The 14,548-nt window shown below is 61.6% G+C and carries 12 protein-coding genes; all 12 read right to left on the bottom strand.

Going from position 1 to position 14,548, the window contains the following annotated elements; translation table 11 throughout:
* Positions 1-41: 41 nt before the first annotated feature.
* Positions 42-1,586 carry an HD domain-containing phosphohydrolase gene (locus ACTG2U_RS00625; RefSeq protein ID WP_439973868.1) on the bottom strand — a complete coding sequence of 515 codons (1,545 nt, stop codon included), beginning with the start codon at positions 1,584-1,586 and terminating at the stop codon, positions 42-44.
* Between the two features lies 1 nt (position 1,587).
* Positions 1,588-3,045, bottom strand: coding sequence for an HD domain-containing phosphohydrolase (locus ACTG2U_RS00630; protein WP_439973869.1), 1,458 nt, complete (start codon positions 3,043-3,045; stop codon positions 1,588-1,590).
* On the bottom strand, positions 3,042-3,584 hold the full coding sequence (locus tag ACTG2U_RS00635) for an FIST C-terminal domain-containing protein (protein WP_439973870.1): 543 nt from the start codon (positions 3,582-3,584) through the stop codon (positions 3,042-3,044). Before ACTG2U_RS00635 ends, ACTG2U_RS00630 begins: the two co-directional genes overlap by 4 nt.
* Positions 3,565-4,218, bottom strand: coding sequence for a hypothetical protein (locus ACTG2U_RS00640; protein ID WP_439973871.1), 654 nt, complete (start codon positions 4,216-4,218; stop codon positions 3,565-3,567). Before ACTG2U_RS00640 ends, ACTG2U_RS00635 begins: the two co-directional genes overlap by 20 nt.
* Before the next feature lie 232 nt (positions 4,219-4,450).
* Positions 4,451-5,914 (bottom strand): NADH-quinone oxidoreductase subunit NuoN, encoded by a 1,464-nt coding sequence (gene nuoN, locus ACTG2U_RS00645; RefSeq protein ID WP_005344895.1) that lies wholly within the window; start codon positions 5,912-5,914, stop codon positions 4,451-4,453.
* Positions 5,911-7,455, bottom strand: coding sequence for an NADH-quinone oxidoreductase subunit M (gene nuoM / locus ACTG2U_RS00650; protein ID WP_139473774.1), 1,545 nt, complete (start codon positions 7,453-7,455; stop codon positions 5,911-5,913). The genes nuoN and nuoM overlap by 4 nt, the downstream gene beginning before the upstream one ends.
* 98 nt (positions 7,456-7,553) lie before the next feature.
* Positions 7,554-9,401, bottom strand: coding sequence for an NADH-quinone oxidoreductase subunit L (gene nuoL / locus ACTG2U_RS00655; protein ID WP_439973872.1), 1,848 nt, complete (start codon positions 9,399-9,401; stop codon positions 7,554-7,556).
* Positions 9,398-9,706: an NADH-quinone oxidoreductase subunit NuoK gene (gene nuoK, locus ACTG2U_RS00660; protein WP_005337247.1), complete on the bottom strand. Its 309-nt coding sequence runs from the start codon at positions 9,704-9,706 to the stop codon at positions 9,398-9,400. Before nuoK ends, nuoL begins: the two co-directional genes overlap by 4 nt.
* The gene (gene nuoJ / locus ACTG2U_RS00665) at positions 9,703-10,254 is read right to left on the bottom strand and encodes an NADH-quinone oxidoreductase subunit J (protein WP_005359828.1); all 552 of its coding nucleotides are present in this window, start codon (positions 10,252-10,254) and stop codon (positions 9,703-9,705) included. Before nuoJ ends, nuoK begins: the two co-directional genes overlap by 4 nt.
* Positions 10,255-10,264: 10 nt before the next feature.
* Positions 10,265-10,807, bottom strand: coding sequence for an NADH-quinone oxidoreductase subunit NuoI (nuoI, locus tag ACTG2U_RS00670; RefSeq protein ID WP_005337245.1), 543 nt, complete (start codon positions 10,805-10,807; stop codon positions 10,265-10,267).
* Positions 10,808-10,817: 10 nt separating this feature from the next.
* Positions 10,818-11,786: an NADH-quinone oxidoreductase subunit NuoH gene (gene nuoH, locus ACTG2U_RS00675; RefSeq protein ID WP_005337244.1), complete on the bottom strand. Its 969-nt coding sequence runs from the start codon at positions 11,784-11,786 to the stop codon at positions 10,818-10,820.
* Positions 11,783-14,539 carry an NADH-quinone oxidoreductase subunit NuoG gene (nuoG, locus tag ACTG2U_RS00680; RefSeq protein WP_439973873.1) on the bottom strand — a complete coding sequence of 919 codons (2,757 nt, stop codon included), beginning with the start codon at positions 14,537-14,539 and terminating at the stop codon, positions 11,783-11,785. The genes nuoH and nuoG overlap by 4 nt, the downstream gene beginning before the upstream one ends.
* Positions 14,540-14,548: the final 9 nt, after the last annotated feature.

The following is a 14,548-nucleotide window of genomic DNA, read 5'->3' on the forward strand; positions in this document are numbered from 1 at the left end:
AACAGAAACCGGCCAATTGGCCGGTTTTTTTATCCGTGTCGTTACGGCTTGCCGAGCGGTTGGGGGATAAAGTCTCCCCGGTCGAGGATCCGCAGACAGGCATCCACCACATCCGCATCGAGCTGATGGCCGCGCATCTGGATGATCTGCTCCCTGGCCTGGGGAATGCCGAGGGCGGCGCGATAGGGGCGATCCGAGGACATGGATTCGACGATATCGGCGACGGTGAGGATGCGGGCCTCCAGCAGGATCTCATCCCCCTTGAGCCCCTGCGGATAGCCGGAGCCATCGAGATACTCGTGGTGCTGGTGGATCATCCGGGCGATGGGCCAGGGGAAGTCGATATCCTTGAGCACCAGATAGCCGATGGCGGGGTGCTCCTTGACCAGCTCGAACTCCAGCGGCGTGAGGCGTTCCGGTTTGGTGAGAATTTCGGCCGGTACCTGGATCTTGCCGATATCGTGCACCATGGCGCCCAGATAGATCCCTCGCAGCCGCTTCTCTTCCAGCCTGAGCTCCCGGCCGATGGCTTGGGCCAGCTTGGCCACATGTTTCTGATGGCCAGCGGTATAGGGATCGCGCTGCTCCAGCACGGCGGCGATGGCACCCAGCGCATCTTCCAGTGCCAGCTCCAGCTGGCGGGCATGGAAGATTTTCTCCTGTTGCGAGCGCAGATAAGCCTGCTGGGTATGGCGCGCCTGCAGGCCATAGGTGAGGTAGTCGGTCAGCTGGATGAAGAGTTGCTCCTCCTCCTGGCTGAACAACCGTGGCTGGTCGCTGTGAATGATCAGCGCGCCGGCCAGATCATCCTGCAGTGGCAAGGGGATCAGCAGGCGGGAACGCAACGGGTGGTGGCCGGTATGGTGCCGCTCGTGGAAGATCACCTGATTGAGACGCCGCTGGTGGAGGATGGCCTGGGTGAGGGCCTCATCGTTCAACCACAGCGTTTGCTCCGAGGCATCGGCACTGCCTGCCTGTGCCACGATCCTCGGCGGTTGGGCGAGTTCGGGCTGGCCTTGCAGCACTGCGACCAGCGGAAAACGGTCATCGACGGCGATGGCATCGCAGATATCCTGCAGCAGTTGTGGCTCATCGCCCGGTTTGAGCAGGGCGTGGTGGGCGCGGCTGATCGCCTGCTGGGTCCAGCTGTACTGTTGCAGTTTCTCCTGCTGCCACTTCTGCTCGGTAATGTCTTCGAAGAAGACGCCGACCCCCACGATGACCCCCGCCTCATCACGCAGGGGAAACTTGGTGGTGCTGAGCCAGCGGGCTTCTCCCCCCTTCAGATAGGGCTCTTCGATGTGCTGGTGTATCCCCTCGCGCATGACTCGGGTGTCATCCTCCCGATAGCGCTGTACCAGTTCGGGGGGAAAAAAGTCGCAGTCATTCTTGCCCACCAGTGCCTCTGGGGAGAGGGCGAGATCCGCCGCCAGCAGGCGGTTGCCCGCGATGTAGCTGAATCGGGTGTCTTTGAGCAGCACCCGATAGGGAAGCTGATCCATCACTTGGGTCAGCAACAGCGCCGAGGAGGGGAGTGCATCGGTCAGTGGGTGGGGGAGTGCACAGGAGGTGAGGAGTTCGGACATCTTATCCCGCCTTGTCTGCAAGTTGACTGATGGGAGGGCCGAAGTGGTAGCCGGTCTGCCAGAGCACGATACAGCTGTTGACCACTTTTTCATCGTAATGGATCCCGGCATAGCGGGTCAGTTCGGCAATGGCGTCACTCAGAGGCATGGCCCGGCGGAACGGGCGATGGGAGGTCATGGCGATCAGCGAGTCGGCCACCCGGATAATGCGCGCCTCCAGGGTAATGGCGTTGCCCGCCAGCCCCTGCGGATAGCCGCTGCCATCAAGGTTTTCGTGGTGCTGCAGCACTATGGTGGCGATGGGCCAGGGGAAGTCGATCTGTTTGAGAATATCGTGGCCGGCCTGGGGGTGCTGCTTGATCAGTTCGAACTCCACCGGCCGCAATTCACGTGGGCGGGTGATGATCTCGGTGGGGATCTGCAGCAGGCCGATATTGTGCACCATGGCCGCCAGTCCCAGCGCATCCAGCCGCTCTTGCCGCAGTTGCATGGCCTGCCCGATGGCCAGTGCCAAATCGCGCACCCTCAGCTCATGGCCCGCACTGTTGCGATCCTTGTGGCTGATAGCGCTGGCGAGGGCACTGATGGTCTGGAACAGCAGCTCACGCTGGTGACGCTCGCTATCCTTGAGGCGGGTGATGTCGACCAGGGTGCCGATGATGCCGGCAACCATCCCCTGATGGTCATAGAAGAGATCCTTGAAACAGATGACCTGATAGCGCATGCCATTGCGATCATGCAACTGCTGTTCGATGCACTGGGGCTGGCGACTTCGCAGCAACTCGGCTTCTCGCATGCTGTAGGCCTCGGCAAGCCCAACTGGCAGCAGCTCCTCGACCCGTCGACCCAGCAGCGCCTCCTTGCCGATGCCGATCACCTGATTGAAGGCCTGGTTGCAGCCCAGAAATCGCCCTTCGATATCTTTGTAGAACACCGGGATCGGGATGGCCTTGAGCAGGGATTCGTTGAAGTGTTTCAGATCCTTCAGTTCGGCCTGCTGACGCAGGGCGAGCAGCTCGCTGTCCTTGCAGAGGGAAATGGCGCGGGCCAGGTTGCCGAGCACCGGGCTGAACAGATGGCAGACCGGTACGATCTGCTGATGTGGCTGGGGGGCGAGCAGCAAGATGAGATAACCCCCTTCAACCTTGAGCCGATAGGCAAACTGGTAGGGGCGGCTGCCCGGCAGGGGGAGCGTCTGTTGCAGCAGGCAGTGTTCCTCCTCGCTGACCCACCCAGGCAGTGGCAGGGTGGTGCCGGTGTGCTGGCGCAGCTGCTCGTCGCCGATCACCTTGAGCAGCTTGTATCCCTCCCGTTGTTGCTGCAATACCGCGCCAACCGGCGTGGCGCAGTGATGCATAAAACGTTGCAGTACCTTGGTGAGCAGCGCATCCAGCGTGACTTCACGCCCGATGCAGAGCGCCAGATCGCAGACGATGGCCATGGCATGGTCGTTGTTCATATCAATGCCCCGTTACAGAGAATGGCGCCGTTATGAAATTGGGGGTAATCCCCATGGCGCACGCTGCCAATTTCGCCAAGGGAGAGGGCTCCTGCCAGATCGCCGGCCCCCGAGTGGGTCAACAGGGTGTGCAGCTCGGTCACCGTCTGCTGGTCGAAGTGCAGCTGGCGTCCCGCGCAGTAGTAGACCTCCAGCAAGTGTGCCCGGGTGAGGGTTTGTTGCTGGTTGAGGCGCCTGGCCAGTGAGCAGGCATGTTCGGTGGCACTCTCTGGCGCCTTCAGCAGGGTGAGGATGCTGTGCTCCGCGACCTCGCCGGCGCAGAGCAGGGCGCCGTCATCGTTTGCCTCGACGGGGATCCTGACAATCACATCCCCGTTGGCCCGCAGCAGGCCCAGTGGCATGTGCACCACAAAACGGTAGAGCTCCTCGCGCACCATAGTGTGCTGGAATTGCTGGCGGATCAGCCCCTGATATTTTTGAAAGGCCGGTTGCCAATCGATGTAGGCAATCTTGTTCGCTTCACTGCTGGTGGCCAGCATCGGTTGGGCCGAGAGTTGGTAACCATGTTCCAGAAAGGGGAAGCTGTTGCTGGGCAGCAGCGTGCAGGTGACCCCGTAGGCAAGTTGCCGTTGATTGTCGAACAGGCAGGCAAGGGGGGTGAAGCTGCCGTTGATTGTCGAACAGGCAGGCAAGGGGGGTGAAGCTGCCGCTGCCTGCGTTGGCGCCGGCATAGTTGACGCGATTGGCCAGTTGCAGATAAAGCGCATCCAGAATGGAGGCGATATTGGGAATGAGGTTGTCGAAGGTCAGAAACAGGGTTGGTGGCGGCGAAGGGGTTGGCCAGGTGGCCAGCATGTTCTCCACCTGTTCCGCAATCCGGTGGGCAAGGGATACTGCGCTGGCCTGCGGTGTCAGGGGCAGCAGTATGGCGTGATAGGGGTTGGCTCTGGGCAGTAGCCAGGCCCCTTGCGGCAACAATCCTTGCGCACCGATCAACTGGGGGAAAATGGCGCCATCCAGGGCGATGTTGAAGTCGCGGCACAACTGCTGCAACAGGGGGACCTGAGCGCAATCCTGTTCGGCCAGCAGTATGGTCAGCTTGCCTCCTTGCAAGGGTGCCAGCGTGGCAGCCAGTTCTGTCGGGTTAAATTGGCAAACGTAGTGTTGCTTCATCAATCTGAACTCCATTCCAGAATATAACCAATATATCAATAAGGAATTCAAGAGGGTATGAGGATCTCGCCCGGTTCTGGTTGTATGGCAAAAACCATGATGGGCATCACCCTCGCTGATTGATCTGTCATTTGCTGGCTCGCGGAGTGCGCGATGCTGTCGGTCCGCAAATAGAAAACCGGCAGCCAAGGCTGCCGGTTTTGCGGGTAATGAGGGGTAGCGACGGTAAAGGTTACTGCAATACCACGTGCTGGAACCCTTGTACCAGGCTGATGACTGGCTGGGGATAGAGCCCCAGCAACACCACCAGCACGGCAGAGAGCAGTACCACCACACCACCGGAGGAGAGCGCCCAGTCGGCGCTGGCATCGCGCTGCTGCATGCCCGGTTCGCGCAGATAGAGGGTCACCATCACCTTGAGGTAGTAGTAGAGACCCAGTGCGCTGCCGAGCACGATGGCACCGGAGAGCCACCAGAGCTGCGCCTCGACGGTGACGCCGATGAGGTAGAACTTGCCGATAAAGCCGAGGGTCATCGGGATGCCCGCGAGTGACAACATCATCACCGTCAGCACGGCTGTGAGGTAAGGACGCTTCCAAAACAGACCGCGATAGCTGTGCAGGGAGTCTGCATCCTTGCCGCGATAGGGGCTCGACATCATGCTCACCACCCCAAAGGCACCCAGGCTGGTGAACAGATACATCAACAGGTAGACCCCGGCTGCTTCCACCGGCATCTGGCCGAATCGGCTCGCCACGATTACCGCCAGCAGGTAACCGAAGTGGGAGATGGAGGAGTAACCCAGCATCCGTTTGACGTTGGTCTGCACCAGGGCCAGCAGGTTGCCGACCAGGATGGAGATGACCGCCATGGCTGCCAGCAGCCAGTGGATCATGGGATCGCTCGCCGCCGGTACCGCCAGATAGAAGCGCAGCAGCACGGCAAAGACCGCCACCTTGCTGACGGTGGCGAGGAAGGTGGCGACCGGTGCCGGGGCACCTTCGTAGACATCCGGGGTCCAGAGGTGGAAGGGGGCCAGGGAGAGTTTAAAGGCAAAGCCGACCAGCATTAACCCCAAACCGCCCATCAGCAGCGGATGGTGAGCCGGGCTCTCGGCCAGGGTCTGCCCCAGGGCTGCAAAGCTCAGGCTGCCTGCCTGCGCATAGAGCAGCGCCATGCCAAACAACAGGAAGGCGGTGGCGGCGGCAGAGAGCACCATGTATTTCACCGCGGCTTCCAGCGAGTGGCGCTCGCGGTAGGCGTAACCCACCAGACCGAACATTGGCAGGGTCAGCATCTCGATCCCGATAAAGAGAGAGGCGAGGTGACGGGAGCTGGCCAGCACCAGACCACCAGCGGTGGCGATCAGCAGCAGCAGGAAGAACTCCTCCCGGTTGTCCGGGTAGGCTTTCAGCCACGATTGACCGAAGGTGCAGGTGGCCAGGGCGCCGATCAGTACGAGACCCATGTAGAAGACGGCGTAACTGTCCACTTGTAGCAGCGGGGTGACCCCCTGATCCCCTTGCGCCATCACGATGGGCAGCGAGAACAGAGCAAGGTTGAGGCCAACAATGGTCACGGTAAAGGCGGTAGTGACACAGCGGCGCCAGGCGATGGCCAGCATCAGGGCCGCCATGGCCCCGGTGGTCAACAGCAGGGGAAGCAGTGCCAGCAGTTGGGAAGCGGAGAAAGTCATTGCAGGGCTCCAGCAGTCGGCAGCAGATACCAGTGCAGCACGTTGATAAGGCTGCTGCTGGCGGTGTCAATCACGGGTTGGGGATAGAGGCCAAGCAGAACCAGCAGGCCCGCGATCACCATCATCATGGTCAGCTCGCGGCGATCCAGCCCCTTGAGCATGCTCTCATCCTTGGCGGGGCCAAAGCAGGCACGCTGCAACATGATGAGAGAGTAGACCGAGGCCAGCACCAGACCGAAGGTGGCGACCGCCGTGATGACAGGGGCAACCTGGAAGCTGCCGACCAGGATCAGGAACTCGCCGACAAAGTTGCCGGTGCCCGGCATGCCGAGCGACGCAACCGAGAAGAAGAGCATCACGCCGGGCAGATAGCGCAGGCGTCCCCACAGGCCGCCCATCTGGCGCAGATCCCGGGTGTGCAACCGCTCGTAGAGCTGACCGCAGAGGATAAAGAGGCCGGCAGCCGAGAGACCGTGGGCGATCATCTGCACCACGGCGCCCTGCAGGGCCAGCTCGCTACCCGAGTAGATAGCGATCATCACAAAACCCATGTGGGAGATGCTGGTGTAGGCTACCAGCCGTTTGATGTCGGTCTGGGCAAAGGCCACGATGGCACCGTAGACGATACCGATCAGGCCAAGCACCATGGCGTAGGGGGCAAACTCGGCGGACGCCTCGGGGAAGAGCGGCAAGGCAAAACGCAGCAGACCGTAGGCGGCGGTTTTGAGCAAAATACCGGCGAGATCCACCGAACCTGCGGTCGGCGCCTGACTGTGGGCATCCGGCAGCCAGCCGTGCAGCGGCACCAGTGGCATCTTGACCGCGAAGGCGATAAAGAAGCCCAGCATCAGCAGCCACTGAACGCCCTTGCTCATCGGGGTATTGAGCAGATCCAGATAGTTGAAGGTGAAGACTCCGGTGGCATGCTGGTGGGTCAGCACCAGCCCGATGATGGCCACCAGCATGATAAGGCCGCTCACCTGGGTGTAGATGAAGAACTTGGTCGCGGCGTTGATCCGTGATTTGCCGTCAGTGACTGAATGGCCCCAGAGCGCAATCAGGAAGTACATGGGAACCAGCATCATCTCCCAGAAGAAGAAGAAGAGGAACAGGTCCAGCGCCATAAAGACACCGAGCACGCCGCCCAGGATCCAGAGCAGGTTGAGGTGGAAGAAGCCGATGCGCTGCACGATCTCTTTCCACGAACAGAGAATGGCCAGTACCCCGATAAAGCAGGTGAGGATCACCATCAAGAGCGACAGGCCATCCACCGCCAGATGCAAAGAGATGCCAAAGCGCGGGATCCACGGCAGGCGCCACTCAGCGGCCCAGGCGGAGGCAGCACCGGAGACACCCGCGCTGTCGAGGCCGGTCGTGGCAAGGGAGAAATCACCACTTAGCCAGATGGCACAGGAGAGCAGCAGGCTGGCGCTCATGGAGAGCAGGGCAACCCAGCGGACAAACTGCCCGCCGAGACGCTCCATCTGCCAGCAGAGCAAGCCGCCGATAAAAGGAATTAGCAAGATCCAGAGTAAGGTCACGGTATCAGCTCTCGTTCAAGTTCATATGAGATTGCGCTCCCTGTTCCATCAGGGAGAGCAAACAGCCTGGCTGTATGATTGTCCGGTTGTTCATCGCGTTATCCCAGCAGCAACAGCGCCAGCACCAGCACGGCGCCGATCCCCATGGAGGCGGCATACCAGCGCAACTTGCCGGTCACGGTCCAGGCCAGCAGCTGGTTGCCACGCAGGGCAAACCAGGCGGGCAGGCCCATCATCCAGTCCAGCGGGTCTCGGGCCAGCAGCCGGGTCGCCAGCAGATAGGGTTTGACCCACAGCTGGTCGTAGAGCCAGTCAAAGCCCCAGGCGTTGAACCAGAGGGTGCTGAGCAGCCGGCCTGGCGCGCTGTTGGCAATGGAGGTGGCCAGACGGCGCTCACCAAGGAACAGAAATGCGGCCAGCGCGATGCCAGCAATGGCAATGATGCCAGAGGCTACCTCCAGCGCATGGCGACCCTCTTCGATATGGTCACCAGGGCCTGCGGGTAGTACACCTGCCAGTGGCGGGGTGATCAGCGCGCCTATGCCGGTAGAAAGCACCAGCAATACCAGCAGCGGCAGATGGTGAGCCAGGCCGTGGCCCGCATGGGCTTTGGTCTGCTCTTTGCCATGGAAGGCGATAAAGATCAGCCGGAAGGTGTAGAGCGAGGTGAGGAATGCCCCTACCAGACCGGCCCACAGCAGCGCGCTTTGGCCAGAGGCTTCTACTTGCCACAGGATGGCGTCCTTACTGTAGAAACCGGAAGTGACCAGCGGCAACGCCGCCAGCGCCGAGCCCCCCACCAGGAAGCAGGCATAGACCAGCGGCAAACTCTTGCGCAGGCCACCCATCTTGAAGATGTTCTGCTCATGGTGGCAGGCAACGATAACGGCACCGGCGGAGAGGAATAGCAGCGCCTTGAAGAAGGCGTGGGTCATCAGGTGGAAGATGGCCCCTTCCCATGCGCCGACACCGAGAGCCAGAAACATGTAGCCAATCTGGCTCATGGTGGAGTAGGCAAGGATCCGCTTGATATCGGTCTGAACCAGCGCGGCAAAGCCTGCCAGCACTAGGGTGATGGCGCCAACCAGCCCGACCAGATGGAGGATCTCTGGCGCCAGCAGGAACAGGCCGTGGGTACGGGCAATCAGGTAGACACCGGCGGTCACCATGGTGGCGGCGTGGATCAGCGCAGAGACCGGGGTCGGGCCTGCCATCGCATCTGCCAGCCAGGTTTGCAGCGGCAGCTGGGCCGATTTACCGACCGCGCCGCCCAGGAGCATCAGGCAGGCCAGCGACAGGGCAGGGGAGCCCTCGGCAAACAGGGTCGGGGCACGAACCAGCAGCTCGTGGATATTGAGGGTGCCCAGCTCCCGATAGAGGATAAACAGACCGATGGCGAGGAAGACATCACCCACCCGGGTCACGATAAATGCCTTGAGGGCCGCCGCTCCGTTCTTGCGATCCTTGTAGTAGAAGCCGATCAGCAGATAGCTGCACAGCCCCACCCCTTCCCAGCCAAGGTAGACAAACAGCAGGTCATCGGCCAGCACCAGGAACAGCATGCTGGCGATAAAGAGGTTGGTGTAGGTGAAGAAGCGGGAGTAACCCTCTTCCCCGCGCATATACCAGGAGGCGAACAGGTGGATAAAGAAACCCACCCCGGTCACCACCCCCAGCATGGTCAGCGACAGGCCATCCAGTGCCAGCGAGAAGCTCGGGGTAAAGTTGCCCACCGCCATCCATTGCCACAGGCGCTGGACATAGACGCCCCCCTCGGGCGGGTTGCCCAGAAAGTCGATGCCCACCCACAGGGTAGTGAGGGCCGACAGGCCAATGGAGCCTACCCCGATCAGCGCCGAGGTACGCTCACCAAACCGGCCGAGGGAGAAGGCCAACACCAGCCATCCCAGCAGCGGAAATAGAAAAGTCAGATATAAGAGGCTCATCCGCGCATCTCGCTCACAGTGTCCACGTTCAGGGTGTGGTAACGACGATAGAGCAGCAGTAACAGGGCAAGGCCGATACTGGCCTCCGCTGCCGCCAGAGAAATCACCAGGATATACATGATCTGGCCATCGGCCTGGGCCCAGCGGCTACCCGCCACCACAAACGCCAGTGCCGAGGCATTCATCATGATTTCGATACTCATCAGGATGTAGAGCAGGTTGCGCCGGATCAGCAGACCGCACAAGCCGATGCAGAAGAGCACCGCGGCCAGCAGGAGGCCGTGCTCCATGGGGATTCCATTCATTGCTGACCTCCTTCTTGTGCAGAGCGGGATGCTGTGCGGGGGACGGAGAGCACTTCACCGCTCTTCTCTTCCCGACCCAGGTGATAGGCGGTTACCAGACCCGCCAGCAGCAGGATGGAGGCAAGCTCCACCGCCAGCACATAGGGGCCAAAGAGTTCGACACCCACCTGCTTGGCGGTCACCTCGGTCACTCCGATCAGGCCCCCGGTCACCCCGAGAATGCCGTGGGCCAGAAAGCCCAGCAGAATCAGCGAGAGCAGGGCTGGGCCCCCCCAGGTCATGGGGGTGAGCCACTTTTTCTCCTGCGCCTGGGCACTCCCCAGGTTCAGCATCATCACCACGAACACGAACAGCACCATGATGGCGCCGGCGTAGACGATCACCTGCAGGGCGCCCGCAAAGGCGGCACCCAGGCAGAAGAAGATCATGGCCACGGCGATGAGGGAGATGATGAGATTGAGCAGCGCATGCATGGGATTGCTGGTGCTGATTACCCGCAGCGTGCTGTAAATGGCCACCAGGGCCGAGGCATAAAATGCCAGTTCCATGATTGACTCCTCAGGGCAGCAGGCTCTTGACATCGATGGGCTTGGCTTCGTTTTCGGCATCCCCTTTCGGCTTGCCGTCGATGGCCATCCCGCTCATGCGATAGAAGTTGTAGTCCGGGTATTTGCCGGGCCCGCTGATCAGCAGATCCTCCTTCTCGTACACCAGATCCTGGCGGCGATACTCACCCATCTCGAAATCCGGTGTCAGCTGTATGGCGGTGGTGGGGCAAGCCTCTTCACACAGGCCGCAGAAGATGCAGCGAGAGAAGTTGATGCGAAAGAACTCCGGATACCAGCGACCATCTTCCCGCTCGGATTTTTGCAGCGAGATGCAGCCGACCGGGCAGGCAACTGCGCAGAGGTTGCAGGCCACGCAGCGCTCGTCCCCATCGGGGTCACGGGTCAGCACGATGCGACCGCGGTAGCGGGGGGCCGCATAGACTGCCTGCTCCGGATAGTTGAGGGTTTCACGGGGCCGCCAGGCATGGGAGAAGACCATGGCCAGACTGCGTAACTGGGTGCCGACACCCTGAATAATGCTAACAATTTTCATATTGAGTGCCTCACTGCGTACTTATCAGTACAACTGCCGCGGTGACCAGCATATTGATCAGGGTCAGCGGCAAGCAGACTTTCCAGCCAAACGACATCACCTGGTCAAAGCGCGGGCGAGGCAGGGAGGCCCGCAGCAGGATGAAGAACACCATGAAACAGGCGGTCTTCAGGGCAAACCAGATGAAGGGGGGCAGCCAGGGGCCGTGCCAGCCACCGAAGAAGAGGGTCACAATGAGCGAGGAGATCAGCACGATGCCGATATATTCGCCCACGAAGAAGAGACCCCACTTCATCCCCGCATACTCGATGTGATAGCCGTCGGCGAGCTCCTGCTCGGCTTCCGGCTGGTCAAACGGGTGACGGTGGGTGACGGCGACACCGGCAAACAGGAAGGTGACAAAGCCCAGGATCTGGGGCACCACGTTCCACAAGTCTGCCTGTGCCTCGACGATATCCCGCAGGTTGAAACTGCCGGTCTGGATCACAATCCCCATCAGGGATAGCCCGAGAAACACCTCGTAGGAGAGGGTCTGGGCCGAGGCGCGCAAGCTGCCGAGCAATGAGTATTTGTTGTTGCTCGACCAGCCGGCGAACAGCACCGCATAGACAGCCAGCCCCGCGATGGCCAGGATGTAGAGCAGCCCCACGTTGAGATCCGCCACGCCCCAGGTGGGGGTGATCGGCACCACCGCAAACGCCAGAATAAAGGCGGTGAAGGCGATGATGGGGGCCAGGATAAAGATCCGGCGATCGGCGAAGGGTGGGATCCAGTCCTCCTTGAAGAACATCTTGATCATGTCGGCGGCCAGCTGGAGCAGACCAAACGGCCCCACCCGGTTGGGGCCGTAGCGATCCTGCCACAGGGCCAGCAGACGGCGCTCGATGAAGCTCATGAAGGCGCCAGCCCCCACGATCCCCACCAGCACGATCAGTGCCTTGCCCACCTCCAGCAACAGATCGATCAGCGACTCGCTCATGCGATCACCTCCTGCAGGTTAGTGATTGAGGCTTGTTGCAGGGCCGTCGGCAGGCCGTTCACCCCAAGGGGGAGCCCCACCAGACCGGCGCTCAGCTGCTCGCTAAGCCGCAGACGCAGTTGCCAGTGGCTACCGCCCCAGGAGAAGGAGACCTGACTGCCCCCGTGGAGGGCCAGACGCTGCGCATCAAGGGGATTGAGCACCAGCTCGGGTTCGTTCATCCGGGCCTGAATGACCGGGCTGCGAGCGGAGAGCTCCTCGCCGCCAAACAGCTGGGCATAATTGACCACTTGCAGCGCCTCTGCGGCCTTGAAGGGGGCAGGGATGGTGGTGAACCAGCCGAGCAGCTCCTTGCCTTCTGCCTGCGGGTCTGTTGCTTCCAGCAGACGGCGACCCGGATCGCCAGCACGCAGTTTGCCACCCACTTCATCCTGGAACTTGTTCCAGGCGGAGGGAGAGTTCCAGCCCGGCGCCCAGGCGAACGGTACTTGCGGCAGCGGCTGACGGGCTCCGGCATACCCTTCCATGGAGAAGTTGAAGGGGGAGTCGGGATCTTGCGCTACCCGCGGTTCGCTGACGTTCTGATCCGCCAGCATGGAGGTGCGACCACTGTAGCGGTGTGGCTCGCGGGCCAACCGCATGCCACGGATCCGCAAGCCTGCGTTGGGCGCCGCTTCCAGCATGGTAGCGAGCAGCGGGTGGCTGCTGGCGCAAGCGTGGTTGATCTGGTCGAAGTTCTGCCAGCGCAGCGGCTTGCGTTCGATCGCCCCTTGCAGCGCCGCCAGCCAGCGCCACCCTTCACGCACCTGAATATCGGCGTTGTAGAAGGCGGGCGCATAGACCTGGAAGAAGCGCTGGGCGCGCCCTTCCATGTTCACTAGGGTGCCATCGGCCTCGGCAAAACTGGCCGCTGGCAGCACCAGATCTGCCTTGTTGGCGGTCGGGGTTGCCTGATGGTCGATGACCAGCAGGTGCTGCAGCCGTGCCAGCGCAGCATCCACCCGGTTGCGCGGCGCGCGGCGGTAGAGATCGTTCTCCAGGGTGACCAGCGCCAACCCCTCTTCGGCCTCGATACGCGCAAGGGCGGCTTCGAGCGGCTTGTCTGACAAGGTTTGAGCGCCCAGCATGGCCAGACCCAGCGAGTTGGCCTCCTGGCCAACCAGCGCGATGCTGGCTTCCAGTCCTCGGCCTTTCAGGGCGCGGGCAATGTTGCTGGCCGCCTCAAGCAGCGCCACATCGCGGGCAGTGGAGCCTGCAATGATGAGCGGCTTCCTGGCGTTGCCGAGCAGCTCGGCCCAGCGAGCCGCTTGTGCCTGCTGTTCGGGGCAGAGGTCGGCCACGGCCGGTGCTACTGGGTCGAGCAGATTGGCGATGGCAAAGCCAAGGCGCGCCTGATCAGCATAGGGGGCGTGCAGCTTGTCGGCCGCCACATCATCAAGACGGGTGGTGTCGAGACTGGTGATGAGCAGCGGGTAGCGCTCGTTCTGACCCAGGGTCTGAACGGCGGCGACTTGCCACAGATCGACCTTCATCTTGCGAGCCAGCTCGCGAGCCTTGCCCTTGACCGCTTGGCGCAGCGCCAACGCGATACGGGCGGCGCTCATGGTGACATCTTCGCCGAGCAGCAGAATGGCATCAGCCTCTTCCATGTCCCGCAGGCTCGGAGTCGGCACGCCGCCCTGTTGCAGGATCTGCAGCATCTTCAGCTGACAGGCCCATTCGGCCTGCTCGACGCCTGCGTAGAAGTTGGCTTCACCCACCAACTCGCGCAGGGCAAAGTTGCTCTCCAGCGAGGCGCGGGGCGAGCCGATGCCGATGAGGTCGCGGGCCGTGCGCAGGGCATCGGCGGCTCGGTTGAGGGCGCCATCGACCGTGATGGTAAGCTGGTCGTTGCCATCTTTGAGCAGCGGTTGGCGCGGGCGGTCGGCCAGATTGACATAGCCATAGCCAAAGCGGCCACGGTCACAAAGGAAGTAGTGGTTGACGCTGCCGTGGAAGCGGTTTTCGATGCGGCGCAGTTCGCCATAACGCTCGCCCGGGCTGATGTTGCAACCCACGGAGCATTGCTGGCAGATGCTGGGGGCAAACTGCATGTCCCACTTGCGGTTGTAACGTTCGGAGTGGGTCTTGTCGGTGAAGACGCCGGTGGGGCAGACCTCCACCAGGTTGCCGGAAAATTCACTCTCCAGGGTGCCATCCTCGACCCGCCCGAAATAGACGTTGTCGTGGGCACCATAGACCCCGAGATCCTCGCCACCGGCATAATCCTTGTAGTAACGGACGCAGCGGTAGCAGGCGATGCAGCGGTTCATCTCGTGACCGATGAAGGGGCCCAGCTCCTGATTCTGGTGGGTGCGTTTGGTGAAGCGGTAGCGACGGCTGTTGTGGCCAGTCATCACCGTCATGTCCTGCAGGTGGCAGGCGCTGCCCTCTTCACACACCGGGCAGTCGTGAGGGTGGTTGGTCATCAGCCACTCCACCACGCTCTTGCGAAATTCTTTAGCCTCTTCATCCTCGATGGCGATGTAGCTGCCATCGGTGGCCGGGGTCATGCAAGACATGACCAGACGACCGCGTTTGTCATCGGCATTCTGATACTGTTTGACTGCACACTGGCGGCAGGCGCCAACGCTACCCAGCGCCGGATGCCAGCAGAAATAGGGGACGTCCAGACCCAGCGACAGACAGGCTTGCAGCAGGTTATCTGCTCCGTCTACCTCGTACTCTTTGCCGTCTACATAAATGGTTGCCATACAACTTCC

This window comes from Aeromonas sp. 95A (assembly GCF_051919235.1).
GTDB lineage: Bacteria > Pseudomonadota > Gammaproteobacteria > Enterobacterales > Aeromonadaceae > Aeromonas > Aeromonas veronii.

Excerpts from the sequence above, each read along its gene's own strand:
- ACTG2U_RS00625 (WP_439973868.1), bottom strand. The coding sequence starts at position 1,586 with ATGTCCGAACTCCTCACCTCCTGTGCACTCCCCCACCCACTGACCGAT.
- ACTG2U_RS00630 (WP_439973869.1), bottom strand. The coding sequence starts at position 3,045 with ATGAACAACGACCATGCCATGGCCATCGTCTGCGATCTGGCGCTCTGC.
- nuoH (WP_005337244.1), bottom strand. The coding sequence starts at position 11,786 with ATGAGCGAGTCGCTGATCGATCTGTTGCTGGAGGTGGGCAAGGCACTG.
- nuoG (WP_439973873.1), bottom strand. The coding sequence starts at position 14,539 with ATGGCAACCATTTATGTAGACGGCAAAGAGTACGAGGTAGACGGAGCA.
- ACTG2U_RS00640 (WP_439973871.1), bottom strand. The coding sequence starts at position 4,218 with ATGAAGCAACACTACGTTTGCCAATTTAACCCGACAGAACTGGCTGCC.
- nuoK (WP_005337247.1), bottom strand. The coding sequence starts at position 9,706 with ATGAATGGAATCCCCATGGAGCACGGCCTCCTGCTGGCCGCGGTGCTC.
- ACTG2U_RS00635 (WP_439973870.1), bottom strand. The coding sequence starts at position 3,584 with ATGCTGGCCACCAGCAGTGAAGCGAACAAGATTGCCTACATCGATTGG.
- nuoJ (WP_005359828.1), bottom strand. The coding sequence starts at position 10,254 with ATGGAACTGGCATTTTATGCCTCGGCCCTGGTGGCCATTTACAGCACG.
- nuoL (WP_439973872.1), bottom strand. The coding sequence starts at position 9,401 with ATGAGCCTCTTATATCTGACTTTTCTATTTCCGCTGCTGGGATGGCTG.
- nuoN (WP_005344895.1), bottom strand. The coding sequence starts at position 5,914 with ATGACTTTCTCCGCTTCCCAACTGCTGGCACTGCTTCCCCTGCTGTTG.
- nuoI (WP_005337245.1), bottom strand. The coding sequence starts at position 10,807 with ATGAAAATTGTTAGCATTATTCAGGGTGTCGGCACCCAGTTACGCAGT.